Origin of the sequence: Neisseria sp. CP9, from assembly GCF_047758525.1 — a bacterium.
Classification (GTDB): Bacteria; Pseudomonadota; Gammaproteobacteria; order Burkholderiales; family Neisseriaceae; genus Neisseria.
The window spans coordinates 2,492,862-2,509,641 of sequence record NZ_CP180502.1 but is presented as its reverse complement, the minus strand read 5'-3'; the positions used below and the strand labels follow the sequence as shown (position 1 = coordinate 2,509,641).

At 49.6% G+C, this 16,780-nt stretch carries 20 protein-coding genes; 14 read left to right on the top strand and 6 right to left on the bottom strand.

Going from position 1 to position 16,780, the window contains the following annotated elements; all coding sequences use genetic code 11:
* Positions 1-182: 182 nt before the first annotated feature.
* The 9 genes from ACMYUL_RS12140 (at position 183) to ACMYUL_RS12100 (ending at position 7,216) form a co-directional block, all read left to right on the top strand.
* A protein-coding gene (locus ACMYUL_RS12140) for an IS5 family transposase (protein ID WP_415769999.1) occupies positions 183-978 on the top strand; the annotation gives its coding sequence in 2 pieces (ribosomal slippage) (positions 183-548 and positions 550-978; 795 coding nt in all).
* Between the two features lie 202 nt (positions 979-1,180).
* Positions 1,181-1,771, top strand: coding sequence for a phosphatase PAP2 family protein (locus ACMYUL_RS12135; RefSeq protein ID WP_415770813.1), 591 nt, complete (start codon positions 1,181-1,183; stop codon positions 1,769-1,771).
* Between the two features lie 256 nt (positions 1,772-2,027).
* Positions 2,028-3,521, top strand: coding sequence for a cardiolipin synthase (cls, locus tag ACMYUL_RS12130; RefSeq protein WP_415770811.1), 1,494 nt, complete (start codon positions 2,028-2,030; stop codon positions 3,519-3,521).
* Positions 3,522-3,877: 356 nt separating this feature from the next.
* Positions 3,878-4,375 carry a hypothetical protein gene (locus ACMYUL_RS12125; RefSeq protein ID WP_415770809.1) on the top strand — a complete coding sequence of 166 codons (498 nt, stop codon included), beginning with the start codon at positions 3,878-3,880 and terminating at the stop codon, positions 4,373-4,375.
* Between the two features lie 148 nt (positions 4,376-4,523).
* Entirely contained in the window at positions 4,524-5,021 is a 498-nt protein-coding gene (locus ACMYUL_RS12120) for a hypothetical protein (protein ID WP_415770807.1), read from the top strand.
* A gap of 147 nt (positions 5,022-5,168) precedes the next feature.
* Positions 5,169-5,684: a hypothetical protein gene (locus tag ACMYUL_RS12115; protein WP_415770805.1), complete on the top strand. Its 516-nt coding sequence runs from the start codon at positions 5,169-5,171 to the stop codon at positions 5,682-5,684.
* Between the two features lie 75 nt (positions 5,685-5,759).
* Complete coding sequence (locus tag ACMYUL_RS12110; RefSeq protein WP_415770803.1) at positions 5,760-6,050, top strand: hypothetical protein; 291 nt, start codon at positions 5,760-5,762, stop codon at positions 6,048-6,050.
* 111 nt (positions 6,051-6,161) lie between these two features.
* Positions 6,162-6,698 carry a gamma carbonic anhydrase family protein gene (locus ACMYUL_RS12105; protein ID WP_415770801.1) on the top strand — a complete coding sequence of 179 codons (537 nt, stop codon included), beginning with the start codon at positions 6,162-6,164 and terminating at the stop codon, positions 6,696-6,698.
* An 83-nt stretch (positions 6,699-6,781) separates the two neighbouring features.
* Positions 6,782-7,216, top strand: a complete 435-nt coding sequence (locus ACMYUL_RS12100) for a YiiD C-terminal domain-containing protein (protein WP_415770800.1) — start codon at positions 6,782-6,784, stop codon at positions 7,214-7,216.
* Between the two features lie 230 nt (positions 7,217-7,446).
* Here the strand turns inward: ACMYUL_RS12100 and ACMYUL_RS12095 are convergent, their stop codons facing one another.
* Complete coding sequence (locus ACMYUL_RS12095) at positions 7,447-7,821, bottom strand: Mth938-like domain-containing protein (protein ID WP_415770793.1); 375 nt, start codon at positions 7,819-7,821, stop codon at positions 7,447-7,449.
* 400 nt (positions 7,822-8,221) lie between these two features.
* Here ACMYUL_RS12095 and ACMYUL_RS12090 point away from each other — a divergent pair, with 400 nt between their 5' ends.
* A complete protein-coding gene (locus tag ACMYUL_RS12090; RefSeq protein ID WP_415770791.1) occupies positions 8,222-9,529 on the top strand; it encodes a homoserine dehydrogenase in 1,308 nt (435 codons plus the stop codon).
* Positions 9,522-9,956 (top strand): hypothetical protein, encoded by a 435-nt coding sequence (locus tag ACMYUL_RS12085; protein ID WP_415770789.1) that lies wholly within the window; start codon positions 9,522-9,524, stop codon positions 9,954-9,956. Before ACMYUL_RS12090 ends, ACMYUL_RS12085 begins: the two co-directional genes overlap by 8 nt.
* 107 nt (positions 9,957-10,063) lie before the next feature.
* Here the strand turns inward: ACMYUL_RS12085 and ACMYUL_RS12080 are convergent, their stop codons facing one another.
* From ACMYUL_RS12080 to ACMYUL_RS12070, 3 genes are all read right to left on the bottom strand, one after another.
* Positions 10,064-10,318 carry a glutaredoxin family protein gene (locus tag ACMYUL_RS12080; protein ID WP_342031421.1) on the bottom strand — a complete coding sequence of 85 codons (255 nt, stop codon included), beginning with the start codon at positions 10,316-10,318 and terminating at the stop codon, positions 10,064-10,066.
* 124 nt (positions 10,319-10,442) lie between these two features.
* Positions 10,443-10,643, bottom strand: a complete 201-nt coding sequence (locus ACMYUL_RS12075) for a (2Fe-2S)-binding protein (RefSeq protein WP_049229952.1) — start codon at positions 10,641-10,643, stop codon at positions 10,443-10,445.
* Positions 10,644-10,919: 276 nt separating this feature from the next.
* Positions 10,920-12,005, bottom strand: coding sequence for a metallophosphoesterase (locus ACMYUL_RS12070; protein ID WP_342031420.1), 1,086 nt, complete (start codon positions 12,003-12,005; stop codon positions 10,920-10,922).
* Between the two features lie 132 nt (positions 12,006-12,137).
* On the opposite strand from ACMYUL_RS12070, the gene ACMYUL_RS12065 reads away from it, so the two are divergent.
* Positions 12,138-13,046, top strand: coding sequence for a Dyp-type peroxidase (locus tag ACMYUL_RS12065; RefSeq protein WP_415770786.1), 909 nt, complete (start codon positions 12,138-12,140; stop codon positions 13,044-13,046).
* 158 nt (positions 13,047-13,204) lie between these two features.
* On the top strand, positions 13,205-15,430 hold the full coding sequence (locus ACMYUL_RS12060; protein ID WP_415770784.1) for a DNA internalization-related competence protein ComEC/Rec2: 2,226 nt from the start codon (positions 13,205-13,207) through the stop codon (positions 15,428-15,430).
* Between the two features lie 212 nt (positions 15,431-15,642).
* Here the strand turns inward: ACMYUL_RS12060 and ACMYUL_RS12055 are convergent, their stop codons facing one another.
* On the bottom strand, positions 15,643-15,870 hold the full coding sequence (locus ACMYUL_RS12055) for a branched-chain amino acid ABC transporter (RefSeq protein WP_415770781.1): 228 nt from the start codon (positions 15,868-15,870) through the stop codon (positions 15,643-15,645).
* Positions 15,871-15,952: 82 nt separating this feature from the next.
* Complete coding sequence (locus tag ACMYUL_RS12050) at positions 15,953-16,156, bottom strand: cold-shock protein (protein WP_002217533.1); 204 nt, start codon at positions 16,154-16,156, stop codon at positions 15,953-15,955.
* A 312-nt stretch (positions 16,157-16,468) separates the two neighbouring features.
* Here ACMYUL_RS12050 and clpS point away from each other — a divergent pair, with 312 nt between their 5' ends.
* Positions 16,469-16,780, top strand: coding sequence for an ATP-dependent Clp protease adapter ClpS (gene clpS / locus ACMYUL_RS12045; RefSeq protein WP_003755322.1), 312 nt, complete (start codon positions 16,469-16,471; stop codon positions 16,778-16,780).

Genomic DNA, 16,780 nt, shown 5'->3' with positions numbered 1-16,780 from the left:
CTTTAAATCAGGACAAGGCGACGAAGCCGCAGACAGTACAAATAGTGCGGAACCGATTCACTTGGTGCTTCAGCACCTTAGAGAATCGTTCTCTTTGAGCTAAGGCGAGGCAACGCCGTACTGGTTTAAAGTTAATCCACTAGACCTTTTGCGAAAGTATCCTGAAGATTTACAATTCCCAAATGAAATACGAAAACCTCATCCAAAGAAGCGACAGGGAATTCAAACGGCTCACAGGTGTAACGCCCGTCCTTTTTCACGAAATGCTGAAAGTCACCACAGAAGCAGAAAGCCGGAAGGTCAAGTCAGGCAGGCCGCATACGCTCAGCTTGGCAGACCAACTGCTGCTTACCCTGAGCTATCTGCGTCATTACCATACCCAACTCGAATTGGCCGCCATCTACGGCCTTTCTGAAAGTAATGTCTGCCGCACCATCCGTAAAACCGAGGACGCCCTCATCCGTTGCAAACGCTTTTCCCTGCCAAAACACAAGAATCCGGGCGATCAAACGGTCATCATTGACGTTACCGAAAGCCCGATTGAACGTCCCAAAAAAACAGCGGCAGTATTACAGCGGCAAGAAAAAGCGGCACACGGTTAAAATCCAGGTCATATACGGCAGAGAAACTGAAAAAATCATCAGCATCCGGACGGGGATGGGTGCTCAGCATGACATGCGTTTAGCCAAGAGGCACCTTGCAGAGCTTTATCCCTACAAAATAGTCATTGCGGATAAGGGTTATCAAGGATTGGCTAAAACCGGATTACAGACCCCGAAAAAGAAATCCAAACATCATCCGCTGAACAAACAGGATAAAGAGGCGAACAGGCGGTTAGGCAAACTCAGAACCGTCATCGAGCACATCAACAGGAAACTGAAGATATTCAAAATCTTGTCGCTGCCTTACCGCAACAGGCGGAAACGGTTCGGGTTAAGGGTAAATCTGATTGCAGGACTGGTTAATGCGATGGGATGAATATTTTCGCAAGAGGTCTACTATAAAAGTAAAAATCAGACATTTTCTATTTAATCGACTGCATATTTACCAAAATCAAATCAGATTGATTTCACATATTTCAAAAGGTGGGTATGATAACGTTCTTTCAAAACCAGCATTCCAATTTCAATAAAACCCACTTTTTTTAGGGGCTGTCAACAGCCCCTCTAGGAACACATACATGAATTTTCAAGACTATTTCGTCAATCTGATATTGAGCGGCGTGATGATTATCGGCGCTTATCAGTTTTACTTTTATACCCAGCGACACCCCTTGCGCAAAGAGATTGTTTGGAATTCCCCGATAGACGAAAAAATCCCTTTCCGCCCACGTTGGTCGTGGATATACAGCTTTCTTTACTACCCCGCCATCCTCTACCTCAACATCATCGCCACCGACCACCGCCATTTCAACATGATGGCGTTCAGCTTCCTGATGCTGCTGTTTATGCAAATGCTGTTCTTCTGGCTGCTTCCCGTTTCCACTCCGCCGCATTGGCGCAGCATCAATACCGGCAAAACACCGTCCGAATGGTTTTTACAATTTGTTCAAAAGTTCGACCAAGCCAGCAACTGCTTCCCCAGTATGCACGTTTCCGTCGCCATGCTGACCGCCCTGCACGCGCTGCCGACTTTGGGCGTTGCCGCGTTCCTCTTTCCCGTATTGATTGCCCTGTCCTGCATCTTTACCAAACAGCATTACCTGATTGACCTGCCCGCAGGCGCGGCATTGGGCGGCTTTGCCTACTGGCTGTATCTTTTAGTGGTTTAACACCCAAAATTCCGACAAAAAAAAGACTTAAAGGTCGTCTGAAAAAGAGCGTAGCGAATTTCGCTAAAACAAAACTCAAAAGGTCGTCTGAAAAAGAGCGTAGCGAGTTTCGCTAAAACGAAAAACACCCGCTTATCGGTGTCAACTCGTTTTTCAGACGACCTTTGTATATACTCATCATTTGAACCTTACCGCCTCAAACCAGTCAGACTTAAAAATACATCCGCTCCCGCCATCCCTCCACCACCTATCGAACATGACTTTTCTAAAAGACATCACCTGGACAGAAATCTTCATTTTCGCCCATACCTGCGCCGCACTCGGCTGCGTCTTGCGTGTGTTGTACAAACAAAAAAACATCGGCTCCACCTTCGCCTGGCTGATTATCCTTTTCCTTTTCCCCGTCTTCGGCACCATCGCCTACCTGCTTATCGGCGAACCGCGGCTTGGCACGGCGCGTGCGAAGCGTACGGGTGAGATGAACCGCTTCTACCAAAGCTTCGCCGAAAGCTACCTCTCCGAGATTTACCTCGGCGTTGGCGACAACGTCAAATCCCGTTATCACGGCATCAGCAGAGTCGCCGCCAAAGGTACAGGGCTGGGCGCGACGCGCAACAACGCCATGACGCTGCTGTCCACCACCGATGAAATCATCGACACCATGCTTGCCGACATCCGCGCCGCTCGCCATTCCTGCATGCTCGCCTTCTACATCATCGAACCTGAAGGCAGGATAGAAGAACTGTTAAACGAACTTCTCGCCGCCGCCGACAGAGGTTTGGATTGCGCCATCCTCGCCGACGCCGTCGGCAGCAGCCGCTTTTTCGATAGCGGCTGGGTAGAAACCCTGCGCGAAGCCGGCGTAGAAGTCCACGCCTCATTGCCCGTCGGCGTCTGGCGTACCTTCTTCACCCGCACCGACCTGCGCAACCACCGCAAAATCCTCGTCATCGACAGCAAAATCGGCTACACCGGCAGCTTTAACCTCGTCGATCCCCGCTTCTTCAAAAAAGATTCAGGCGTCGGCGAATGGGTGGACGTCATGATGCGCTGCACCGGCCCGCTGGTACTCGAACTCTCCGCCGTCTTCTTTGCCGACCTCGCCGTCGAAACCGACGAAAACCTCGAAGGCGTACAACAATACCTGACGCAGGCACAAGAGCGCATTCCCGAAATCCTTCCCGAAAAAATGCAGCAGGGCGACATCGTTGCCCAAGTCATCCCCTCCGCGCCAGAACAAGGCAGCCACGTCATTTACGAAACCATCATCAGTGCAATTTACGCCGCCACCAAACAAATCACCATCACCACCCCCTATTTCGTCCCCGACGAACCCCTGCTGATGGCATTGACCGTCGCCGCCAAACGCGGCGTCAAAGTTACCCTGATCCTGCCCGCCAAAGTCGATTCCTTCATGGTACGCTACGCCTCCCGCGCCTACTACCCCATGCTGCTCGACGCAGGCGTCAAAATCGCCATGTTCGAAGGCGGACTTCTACACGCCAAAACCATGACCATAGACGAAGATTACGCCCTCTTCGGCACGGTCAACATGGACATGCGCAGCTTCTTCCTCAACCTCGAAATCAGCCTCGCCATCTACGACCGCGACATCACCAAACAAATCTGCAACCTCCAACGCGACTACCTCAAAAACAGCAGCTACATCACCGTCAAAGCATGGCAGCAACGCTCCAAATTCCGCGGGCTGATAGAAAACACCGTCCGCCTGATGAGTCCGCTGTTATAGGCAGGCTTACCGTTCGTACAAGACCAAAGGTCGTCTGAAAAGCTTAGAAACCTTTTCAGACGACCCTTTTGTTTGGATATAGTGGATTAACAAAAATCAGGACAAGGCGACGAAGCCGCAGACAGTACAGATAGTACGGAACCGATTCACTTGGTGCTTCAGCACCTTAGAGAATCGTTCTCTTTGAGCTAAGGCGAGGCAACGCCGTACTGGTTTAAAGTTAATCCACTATAACAGTTGTCAGCCCAAAGACAGATAGATAATATAAACCGAATATTTTTCATCTCGCCCACGCCCTGTAAACAAATATTCCCTGGCTTGGTGCTTGTAAAATTTGAATTAAAAGGCAATCAACAATGAAAAAAACTTGGAATCAAATACTTGAATCAGCGCAACCCGTGGTTGATTTTTTGTCATCAGACAGTTTCTTTTCCCGTCCTTATGACGGAGATTGTGAAAGATTTATCGTTACCACCTCTCCGGAGGAAGCTAGATATCTGTTAGGCGATGAATGGGATGAGTGGGGGGAGATTATAGATGCTCAGCAATTCTCGGATTTGGAAGATTTCGATTGGCATCGTATTATTCGTAGTAAATTAAGTGAGACCAATTGTCTGGGGGCTCTAGATAAGAATTTACATGGGGCAGATAAAAAACTTACAATAGAGGGTGTAGTAAACTTTCTTGAAGAAACAATGCCTTATTATATGAAAATTTTATTGAATTGTTACGCCAATAATTATATGCCGGAGATTTGGAAAGATATTTTGTATGTTTTCCAGCATAACGGTTTCCCTTGCGGCTGGAAAGGAGATTATCCGGAAGGAAAAATGATCGTTTTTTCTAATGAATAAATGATGAGAAAACTGTACCCCGTTTGAAATTTTAATTCATGTGTATGGGTGGGTTTGAAAAGGTCGTCTGAAAAAACTTGAAACCTGTTTCAGACGACCTTTAGATTGGAAAATCTGTTATTCGTAACTAGGTGAGAAATAAACAACAATGAAAAAAACTTGGAATCAAATACTTGAATCAGCGCAACCCGTGGTTGATTTTTTGTCATCAGACAGTTTCTTTTCCCGTCCTTATGACGGCGATCGTGAAAAATTTATCGTTACCACCTCTCCTGAGGAGGCCAGATATCTGTTAGGCAAAAAATGGGATGAGTGGGAGGAAATTATAGATACTCAGCAATTCTCGGGTTTGGAGGATTTCGATTGGCACTACTTAATTGATAATAAATTAATTGAGACCAATTGCCTGGGCGCCCTAGATAAGAATTTTCATGGGGTAGATAAAAAGCTCACAATAGAAGGGGGTGCAAACTTACTAGAGGAAACAATGCCTGATAATATGAGTATTTTATTGGATTGTTACGCCAATAATTATGTGCCGGAGATTTGGAAAGATATTTTGTATGTTTTCCAACATAACGGTTTCCCTTGCGGCTGGAAAGGAGATTATCCGGAAGGGAAAATGATTGTTTTTTCCAACGAATGAATGATGAGAAAACTGTACCCTGTTTGAAATCTTAATTCATGTATATGGGTGGGTTTGAAAAGGTCGTCTGAAAAGCTGAAAACCTGTTTCAGACGACCTTTAGATTGGAAAATCTATTATTCGTAACTAGGTAAGAGATAAACAACAATGAAAAAGAATTGGAACCAAATACTTGAATCAGCGCAACCCGTAGTTGATTTTTTGTCATCAGACAGTTTCTTTTCCCGTCCTTATGACGGCGATCGTGAAAAATTTATCGTTACCACCTCTCCTGAGGAGGCCAGATATTTGTTAGGTCGCGAATGGGATGAGTGGGAGGAGATTATAGATACTCAGCAATTTTCGGATTTGGAGGATTTCGATTGGCACTACTTGATTGGTGCTAAATTAATTAATACCAATTGCCTGGGAGCCCTAGATAAGGATTTTCATGGGGTAGATAAAAAGCTCACGATAGAGGGTGTAGTAAACCTACTGGAGGAAACAATGCCTGATAATATGAGGATTTTATTGAATTGTTATGCCAATAACTATATACCGGAGATTTGGAAAGATATCTTATATGTTTACCAACATAACGGTCTCCCTTGCGGCTGGAAAGGAGATTATCCGGAAGGGAAAATGATTGTTTTTTCTAATGAATATCCAACGAATAAAGGATGAGAGAATTATTTAGAACTTGGGTGATTAAAGCAGTTCCTTCGGCATCATTTCGTTTAATTAATTAGAAATATCAAAATGAATTTTAATAATTTTGAAGAGTTTGAATCTAAGTTAGATAACCTATATGATAATGAACAATACGACATAGCCGATAGAATCATGGAAAATCAAATAGATAATATTTGCAAACTATCTTCCTTGGAAGAAATTGATCAGTATCTATGGTTTTATGCCTCTGTCGCCGGAGATTTCGAATCTTTCGGTAGATTTCAGAAATTATGTAGAAAATTAGTGTCTTTAAACAAGATAAAATCGAGTGATTTAGCCAAATATGAAGAAAAATGTCCTGCTAATAGATGGTTTTAGTTAAGGATAGATCGGCTCAAAACCCAACATTTAAAAAGGTCGTCTGAAAAGCTTGAAATCCGTTTCAGACGACCTCTTAAAACAAACCCTGCTTACAAAGGAAATAACCACATGAACCCTATCCGCCCCTTCTTAGACCATACTCCGCAAGTCCACGAGTCCTGTCTTATCGATGAAACTTCGGTCATCATCGGCGAAGTATCGCTTGCCGAAGACGTATCCGTCTGGCCGTATGCCGTTTTGCGCGGCGATGTGAACAGCATCAGCATCGGCGCGCGCAGCAATGTACAGGACGGCAGCGTTTTACACGTTTCACACAAAAACGCGGAAAAGCCTGAAGGCTCGCCCCTTGTCATCGGCGAAGACGTTACCGTCGGACACAAAGTCATGCTGCACGGCTGCCGTATCGGCGACCGCGTGTTAATCGGCATGGGTACGACTATTTTGGACGATACCGTCATCGAAAACGACGTGATGATAGGCGCGGGCAGCTTGGTACCGCCGCGCAAGCGTTTGGAAAGCGGCTATCTTTATATCGGCTCACCCGTCAAACAAGTCCGCCCGCTGACGGACAAGGAAAAAGAGTTTTTGAAATATTCGTCCGCGCATTATGTGCGGCTGGCAGGGCAACACAAGCAATCCAAATAAGCTCTCTGAGCGCCCTATCGCTATCATTGACGGAGCTTAGCTGCCTGCTCCTGATTTTCAGACGACCCGTCCCGATACCGAACATGAACCCAGAAACCCTGCAAGATTTTCTGCATACCCACATCCCTGCGACCGCCCTGCTCGGCTTAAGCGTCTTGGAAACCACGGCGGAGCAGACCGTACTTTTCGCTCCCCACTCTCCCAACCGCAACCATAAAAATACCGCCTTCGGCGGCAGTATCGCGTTGGCGGCAACCGTCGGCGGCTGGGCAACTGTCTATCTCCATTGCCCCGAATCGGATGGCAATATCGTCATTCAAGAAGGCAGCACCCGCTACCTGCGCCCCGCGCGCGGCGATTTGACCATCATCACGCGCAGCCCGTCGGCTGAAGAATGGCAAAACCTCAAAACCATGTTCGAGCGCCATAAAAAAGGAAAAATCGTCTTAAAAACCGAAATCTATTCGGAAAACGAATTGGCTGCCGTCTTTGAAGGACGGTTTGTCGTATTGGGATAAGGTATCGGCTGTTTCATAGACAAAGGTCGTCTGAAAAATTTCAGACGACCTATTTTATAGTGGACTAAATTTAAATCAGGACAAGGCGACGAAGCCGCAGACAGTACAGATAGTACGGAACCGATTCACTTGGTGCTTCAGCACCTTAGAGAATCGTTCTCTTTGAGCTAAGGCGAGGCAACGCCGTACTGGTTTAAATTTAATCCACTATATATGCACCGTATGCCCGTTCATACCCAAAGCCAAGCCCAAACGCTGCGTCCTTCGCCTTGCAGCAACACCAGCGTTCGGCAGGCGGAGGCTGTGTTCATACATTCCAACCCGATGCCGTGTGCGGCAAGTTCGGCGGCGATTTTGGGATGGAGGAACTGCTGCTTCTCTCCTGTGCCGATAATGATGACTTCGGGCAAACCGTCCGACTCGGAGGTCGTCTGAAACAGGTCGGCGGCAGTCAGTTCGGACGGCGTTTGCGCCTTCATTGCTTCGATTTTGCCGTTGCGCCAGATGATGGGCGCGGTGTAGGTTTTGCCGCCCGCTTCGATTGCGCCCGCCCGATAAGCGGTCAGGCTTAGGGTTTCATCGGTTTTGTTTTCTTCAATCAGCATTTTTCTTCCGTTTCTTTCTCGGCTTGATACATCCGTTTCCAACAGGCTTTGCACCCTTTCGCTGCGTTCCGTAAAAAAGGTGCAAAATCAGGCAATTTCAGGTAGGATGGGCGACTTTAGCCTGCGTCTTCCGTCCTTGCAAAATCAGCATTATATAGTGGATTAACTTTAAACCAGTACGGCGTTGCCTCGCCTTAGCTCAAAGAGAACGATTCTCTAAGGTGCTGAAGCACCAAGTGAATCGGTTCCGTACTATTTGTACTGTCTGCGGCTTCGTCGCTTTGTCCTGATTTAAAGTTAATCCACTATATCAATCCCCTGCGGCGGCGTCACGTTTCGGGCTTTCTGAATTTCTGTTTTTACTTTTTGATTTAAGAGAATCGGCTCACAAGGAGGCACAATGAAGCCAGTAAACATCGGTCTTTTAGGTTTAGGTACGGTCGGCGGCGGTACGGCTGCCGTGTTGCAGGACAATGCGGCGGAAATCAGCCGCCGTTTGGGACGCGAAGTGCGCATCAGTGCCGTATGTGACTTGAGCGAAGAAAAAGCCCGCCAAATCTGCCCGTCCGCAGCCTTCGTCAAAGACCCGTTCGAACTGGTCGCGCGTGAAGATGTTGATGTCGTCGTCGAATTGTTCGGCGGTACCGGCATCGCCAAAGATGCGGTGTTGAAAGCCATTGAAAACGGCAAACACATCGTTACCGCCAACAAAAAACTGCTCGCCGAATACGGCAACGAAATCTTCCCGCTGGCGGAAGAAAAAAACGTCATGGTGCAATTTGAAGCGGCAGTAGCGGGCGGCATCCCGATTATCAAAGCCTTGCGCGAAGGCCTCGCAGCCAACCGCATCCGCAGCATCGCCGGCATCATCAACGGCACCAGCAACTTCATCCTCTCCGAAATGCGCGAAAAAGGCAGCGCTTTTGCCGACGTATTGAAAGAAGCGCAAGCATTGGGCTATGCCGAAGCCGATCCGACCTTCGACATCGAAGGCAACGACGCAGGCCATAAAATCACCATCATGAGCGCGCTGGCATTCGGTACGCCGATGAACTTCTCCGCCTGCTACCTCGAAGGCATCAGCAAACTCGACAGCCGCGACATCAAATACGCCGAAGAACTCGGCTACCGCATCAAACTTCTGGGCATCACCCGCAAAACCGACAAAGGCATCGAATTGCGCGTCCACCCGACCCTGGTTCCCGAAAGCCGCCTCTTGGCAAACGTCAACGGCGTGATGAACGCCGTGCGCGTCAACGCCGATATGGTCGGCGAAACCTTATATTACGGCGCAGGTGCCGGCGCATTGCCGACCGCTTCCGCCGTCGTCGCCGACATCATCGACATCGCACGCCTGATTGAAGCCAACACCGACCACCGCGTACCGCATCTGGCGTTCCAACCCGCACAAGTCCAAGCGCAAACCATCCTGCCTATGGACGAAATCACCAGCAGCTACTACCTGCGCGTCCAAGCCAAAGACGAACCGGGTACGCTGGGACAAATCGCCGCGCTGTTGGCAAAAGAAAACGTGTCCATTGAAGCCTTAATCCAAAAAGGCGTAATCGATCAAACCACCGCCGAAATCGTGATTCTGACCCACAGCACAGTCGAGAAACACATCAAACGCGCCATTGCCGCCATCGAAGCATTAAGCTGCGTGGAAAAACCGATCACCATGATCCGCATGGAAAGCCTGCATGATTGAGCCGAAAAACGAAATGTCTGCCGAAGAGCAAGCCGCAGCGCGTAAAAAAGCAAAAGCCAAAATCCGCACCATCCGCATTTGGGCGTGGGTCATTTTGGCGTTGCTCGCCGCGACCGCCCTGCTCTCCCAATGCGCCATGTCTAAACCGCAGGCAAAGCAGAACATCTTTGAGTCTTGCGTGAAAAACATCCCCTTTGCCGAAAAATGGCAAAACGATTTGAAAGAAAGGGGTTTGGATTCAAACAACAGCAAACTCGCCGCCGATTACTGCACCTGTATGTGGGACAAGCCTTTGGACAAACTTTCCGAAGAGCAAATCCGTTCATTAGGCAAACTTAGCCCGCAAGAACAGCTCGACCTGCTCGGCGGTGCGCAAGCATTTGAAGATCGCGACAAGCAGTGTGTGGCAGGTTTGAAGGCTGAATAATCCGGTTTCAACCATAACAAAGGTCGTCTGAAAAACTCCGTTTGGGATTTTCAGACGACCTTTTTTATTGATAAGGGATTGACTTCAAATCAGGATGGAACAACAAACTATGCTCGGACGATCGGTTTTTTCCCTTCCAACCAAGCCGTCAGTTTTTCCTCATCCAAAAACCAATGGCAGATTTCTTTGTTCCCATCTAATAAGACGGGGACAAGCTCGTTATATTGTTCTTCTAAAACAGGGTCTTCATCGACATCGAAGATTTCCAACTCAAAACCGAATGCCTCTTGATACGGCTTGAGCTGTTCACGCATTTTGTGACAGAGACTGCAATATTCTCGGAACATCAGGGTCAGCTTCATGGCGGATGCTTTGCGGTGTGATAAACGAAAACGGATTGTAAGATAAAGGCGGCGATTAATGCAAAGGTCGTCTGAAACCTTGGATTTCGGTTTCAGACGACCTTTAAGAATGCTTTAGATAAGATTAGGATTGCACATTAATGCCGGCAGTAACGGTCGTTTGCGCATTGTTGGCATTCAGGAAAGAAGCCGCCAATTCGCCGCAGCAGCCGCAACAGGTAGCAACGCCCAATTGAGCCTGTAAATCGCTCATGGTACTGGCACCGGCTGCGATGGTTTCTTTAATGTCGTGGTCGGTAATGGCGTTGCAAATGCAGACAAACATAATGTGCTCCGTGTTTTCTTTCGCTCAGTATTGATAGTGTGTTTTATTCTTAAACGTGAATATAAATAAAAACAGTTTGCATTGCAAGACTGCTTTGAATGGTTTTATTTGGTAATTTTCTATTAATTTCCTTATTTTGATTTATTTAATAGATTAGCAAGAGTATTCTAGAAAACAGCAAAGTCGCGCACCTCATAACATTTCACAGCGAATAAAAAAATACAGGCTGCGCAACGGCAAGCCTGTATTTTTTATCTTTTCATTTTGCAATACCCGCTATTTCCCCTTCACATCAATCACCCAAACTTCCGACTGAGAACCCAAGCGCAGCGGAATCCCCCAGAAACCGTAGCCGGACGTAACAAAAAAGTGTCTTCCGCCGATTTCCTCGTAGCCGTAGGCAAGGCGGTAGAGCGTGCGGACAATCAGGTTCGCCGGCGCGATTTGACCGTTGTGTACATGGCCGGAAACTTGAACATCAATAGGCAGCGTGGCGTGCGCCTCGACTTCGGTCGGGCGGTGATCCATCAGCAAAACAGGCTGGTCGGTATTGTGGTTTTCCAGCAACTGCGCGACAGACGGACGGTCGTGATCCAAGTCATCATTGCGGCCGACGAGCAAGAAAGCATCTTGTTGCAACACTTGGTTGCCAAGTACGGTAATGCCCGCCGCTTCAAGGTCATGGCGGATGCGCGCGCTGTCGCCGAACATATCGTGATTGCCCAAAGTCGCGTAAACGCCCAGCGGCGCTTTCAGACGACCCAGATGCGGCTGCATATTCTCTTTGCGGTAGGCATCAACGTTGTCGTCCATCAAATCGCCCGGCAACAGGATTAAATCGACTTTTTCGCGGTTCATGATGTCCACCAGCTTATCCAGTTGCCGCGCGCCGAACAAAATTCCCAAGTGCAGGTCGCTTGCCACGCCGATGCGCAGCGGTTTGTCCATTTTCTTATCGATCACGACGGTCTGATGACGGACGACGGGCGTATAGGCGTTGTACAGCCCAAAGCCAACCAAACCGAACACAAACAACGGCGCGAACAACCGCAGGCTGCGCGACAGCGACCGGCTAGCCACGAATTTGCGCAGCAGAAGAAACAGGATAAACGTCGCCAATGCCGCATACATCACAAACAGCAGCAACACCATCCAAAACGCCATGATGCGGAACATAAAATGACCTAACTCCAACAAAAGCCCTGCCAGCAGGCCGTTGGTCACGAAATACGACACCCCCATGAGCCAACGCCTGCCCACCTTACCGACCACCGGCGCGAACAGCCATTGCAACGAACGCCCCAACCCGAACGTGAAAAGCTGGAGCAATAGAATCATAATCAAAAACATCGTACCAAACATAAAGCGAACCTGTTGAAAATCAGAACACAAACGGCGGATTCTATCATATCGGCCCTTTCAGACGAGGTCGTCTGAAAACCTTAAGTGCTATAATATTGTCCGAAAAACTCAATAAACTGAAAAGGAAACACAATGCCCCGCCCGCAAACTTCCATCATCCCCGACCACGCCCAAGCCGGCATATTCATCGAGGCCGACATCCGCGACCACCGTTACGACGACATCAAAACCGCCTGCCGAAGCTCGCTTGAAGCCTTGGCGAAGCTGAAAACCCACTTTCCCGAAGATATTTTAGGCATGACCATCGCCTTCGGCAGCGACGCATGGAAAGCGTTCGGACACGCAGAAGAAGGCAGCGAAATCAAGCCCTTCCCCGTGATGGGCAACGGTCTTGCACCCTCAACCCAACACGATATCTACATCCACATCCAAGCCTGCCGCCAAAAAGCCGCCTTCGCACTCGCCCAATCCGTCTTTGCCGCGTTCGGCGACAGCATCAGCATCGCCACCGAGGAACACGGCCTGCGCCTTTATGAAGACCGCGGACTGGACGGCTTTGTCGATGGCACTGAAAACCCGCAAGGTGATGAAAACGTCCGCAATGTCGCCATTATTCCCGAAGGCCGACCCGATGCCGGCGGCAGCTACGTCCTGCTGCAAAAATACCTGCACGACCTGAAAAAATGGGATGCCGTCCCCGTTGCCGAACAAGAAGCCAGCGTCGGCCGCAGCAAAGAAACCAACGAAGAATTCAGCAAAGACGTTCGCCTGCCTGATTCGCACTTGGGTCGCGTCAACCTGAAAGAAAACGGCGTGGGTCTGAAAATCGTGCGCCGCAGCCTGCCCTTCGGCAAAATCAGCGGCGAACACGGTCTGATGTTCACTGCCTACTGCCATACCTTGCACAACATCGAAGTACAGCTTTTGCACATGTTCGGCGATGCCGACGGCAAAACTGATCTGCTGCTCAAGCATCTTTCCACCGCCGTTTCCGGCGCATATTACTACGCCCCTTCGGTCGAGCGTTTGCAGGATTTGTAAACCGGCGTTGCCGATGTGAAATATTGAAATCCTAAAATAAAAGGTCGTCTGAAAACTTGAAATTCAGGTTTTCAGACGACCTTTTTCATGACGTTTGTAGGAAATTCAATTATTATCCCCACCTAATTTCAAAACTAATAATAAAAAGGGAAACAGTTTTGCTGAAATATTATGGATTGCCGTTTTGGGTAGTCGGCATCATCGCTTCGTTCGCTTTGCCGTTTGTACCGCATTGGGGCGTGTGGCTGGCGGCGGCATTGGTTTTGCTGGCGGCTTCGCGGCGGTTTGCAGCGGCGGGAATGATGCTGTGTGTCCTGCTTGGCGCGGCTTACGGCGTGTTTCGGACGGAAGCGGCTTTGTCGTCGCAATGGCCACTGAACGGGGCTTCGGAGTCGGTGTTGACGGTTGAAGTCGCGGATATGCCACGCGGTGACGGGCGGCGGGTGCAGTTTGCGGCGAAGGCGTGGACGGAGGATGGGCGGCAGTTTGATTTATTACTGTCGGATTATCAGAAACGCGATTGGGCGGTGGGCAGCCGCTGGAAGGTGTCGGCACGGCTCAAGCCGGTTATCGGCGAAGTGAACCTGCGCGGGTTGAACCGCGAGGCTTGGGCGTTGGCAAACGGTTTGGATGGCGCGGGTACGCTGGGCAAAGGCAGGAACTTGGTTCGCGAGGGCGGCGGTGTCGGCTTGGCGGTGTGGCGCGATGCGGTCAGCCGCCGTTGGCAGGCTGTCGAGGCGGACAGCCCGGATTTTTCGGACGGTATCGGATTGATGCGGGCTTTGAGCATAGGCGAACAATCGGCATTGAGGCCCGAGTTGTGGCAGGCGTTCCGACCTTTGGGCTTGACGCACTTGGTCAGCATTTCGGGGCTGCACGTTACGATGGTGGCGGTGTTGGTGGGTTGGCTGGTCAAACTGATTTTCAGACGACTGCCTTGGATACCGGCTAAACCGCGCGTGTGGATTTTGGCGGGCGGAGCGGCAGGAGCTTTGTTTTATGCGTTGCTGGCGGGCTTTTCCGTGCCGACGCAGCGCAGCGTTTTGATGTTAGCGGCGTTTGCCTGGGCTTGGTGGCGCAGCAGTCTGTCTTCGGGCTGGACGGCGTGGTGGCAGGCTTTGGCGGTGGTGTTGCTGCTCGATCCGTTGGCGGTTTTGGGCGTGGGCACTTGGCTGTCGTTCGGCTTGGTCGCCGCCTTGATTTGGGCTTCGGCAGGTCGTCTGAAAGAACGCAGCTGGCGTTTGGCTGTACGCGGACAATGGGCGGCGACGGTTTTGTCAGTGGTATTGTTGGGCTATATTTTTGCGTCCTTGCCCATCATCAGTCCTTTGGTCAATGCGGCGATGATTCCTTGGTTTTCTTGGGTTTTGACACCTTTGGCGTTGCTGGGGTCGGTGTTGCCGTTCGCGCCTTTGCAATGGGCGGCGGCAGGTTTGGCGGAATACACTTTGCGCGGCTTGGTTTGGCTGGCGGAGGTATCGCCTGAATTTGCCGTAGCCGCCGCGCCTGTGCCGCTCTTGGTTTTGGCTTTTGCGGCGGCTTTGCTGTGGCTGTTGCCGCGCGGACTGGGGCTGCGGTCTTGGGCGTGTTTGGTGTTGGCTGGATTTGTGTTTTACCGCCCCGAACGACTGGACGACGGGTTGGCGCGGATTACCGTGATGGACGCGGGACAGGGTTTGTCGGTATGGGTACAGACGCGCGACCGCAACCTGCTGTTTGACACAGGTACGGCGCAGGCGGCGCAAACAGGTATCGTGCCAAGCCTGAACGCCATGGGCGTGCGCCGTTTGGACAAGCTGATTCTGTCGCATCACGACAGCGACCACGACGGCGGTTTGGATGCCGTTTCCGATATTGAAATCGGCGAAACGTTGGCGGGGCAGCCTGAGTTTTATCCGAACGCAAAATTTTGTGCCGAAGCGCAATGGCAATGGGACGGTGTGGATTTCGAGTTATTGAGGTCGTCTGAAAACCCGGGCGGCGAAGACAATGACCGAAGCTGCGTCTTGCGCGTCGTTTCTGACGGACAGGCTTTGCTGGTTACGGGTGATTTGGGCGTGAAGGGCGAAGCAGAACTGGTAGAACGCTACGGCAGCTCGCTGTACAGCCAAGTTTTGATATTGGGACACCACGGCAGCAATACGGCTTCATCCGGCGGCTTCCTCAACACAGTCGCCCCCAAATACGCCGTCGCTTCCAGCGGCTATGCCAACGCTTACAAACACCCTACCCCCGCCGTGCAAACCCGCGTCCGCGCACACGGCGCGACTTTGTTGCGGACGGACTTGTCGGGTGCATTGGTATTTGAGCTGGGCGGCGATGAAATTTTTAAAGGTCGTCTGAAAAAGGATAAGTTTTATTGGCAGAAAAAGCCGTTTGAGTAAATGTGTTCGCTGTATGGAAGAAATGGATTTTCAGACGACCCCGAAGCATGATGCAGCAAAAATATAGTTATCCTTGCTTTATGTGAATCCAGTTGTGGATATATCGGATTACTTTTTGATACTAAAAGGAAAAATAATACTGCCCAAAAAACAGGCAATGGCAAAATAGCGTTTTCAGACGACCTGATTAGCGCGATTGCGATCATCCGATTTTATTTGCCGTCGCCCAAATGGCGGCGGTAAAACCGGTCGATATCCGCTATCGCCTTTTCATCATTCGGCCTCAAATCAATTTTCAAATCGGCAAGCCGTATCAGCATCAGGTCTTCTTGTTCCGCCACCGCGCAGCTGACTTCTCCGCTGCTGCGCAGATGCGTGATGAGTTCGTCCAACTGCCGCAGGGCGTTTTCGTAGGCGGCATTTTGTTTGTCTTCTGCCATATGGATTCCGTTTCTCATAGACAATAAAAAATGGCGGGGAATCAATCCCGCCATTATTCTACGGCATAAGCCGCACGTTTAATTAAGCAGCCTGAATGTTAGCAGCTTGTTTGCCTTTAGGGCCGGTGGTTACGTCGAAAGACACGCGTTGGCCTTCTTTCAGGGTTTTGAAACCTTCCATGTTGATCGCTGAGAAGTGAGCGAACAGATCTTCGCCACCTTCATCAGGAGTGATGAAACCAAAACCTTTAGCGTCGTTAAACCATTTTACGATACCGGTTGCCATTAGAAACTTCCTATACTTAAAAATTAACAAAATCAGCAAAATAAGGCATACAGCAAACTTAAACGTTCAGCGTTTCTCCCTAGCTTTATATACTTGGTCGAGTGCCGGCTTCTGCTTAACCGTCTTTTTACATTTGTTAAGCCAAAACGTCAAGCCATACAAGGGAAAAAATGCGAAAATGGCAGAAACCGACCAAAATACAACAGAAATCGAAATAAACCTTATAATCACTTTATTTATAGATTCATTTGGTATCAAACCCTCCACAAGGTCGTCTGAAAACAAATCCTCTTCCACAAAGCCAAAATATTTATGAACAACCCAAACACACATCACGAATCCGATACACTTTTAAGCGACCAAAAAACCGCCCCGCCGAAACGTTACGGCGTATTTTTGCTGAACGACGATTACACCACGATGGAATTTGTCGTCGAAATCCTGACCGAAATCTTCATGCTCGGACAGGAGCAGGCGGTGGCGGTGATGCTCTTGGTTCATCACGAAGGCAAAGGCTTGTGCGGCACTTACACACGGGACATCGCCCAAACCAAACAACAACAAGTCATGCAGCGGGCAAAAGCCGAAGGGCATCCGCTGCAATGTATTGTCGAGGAGATTTAA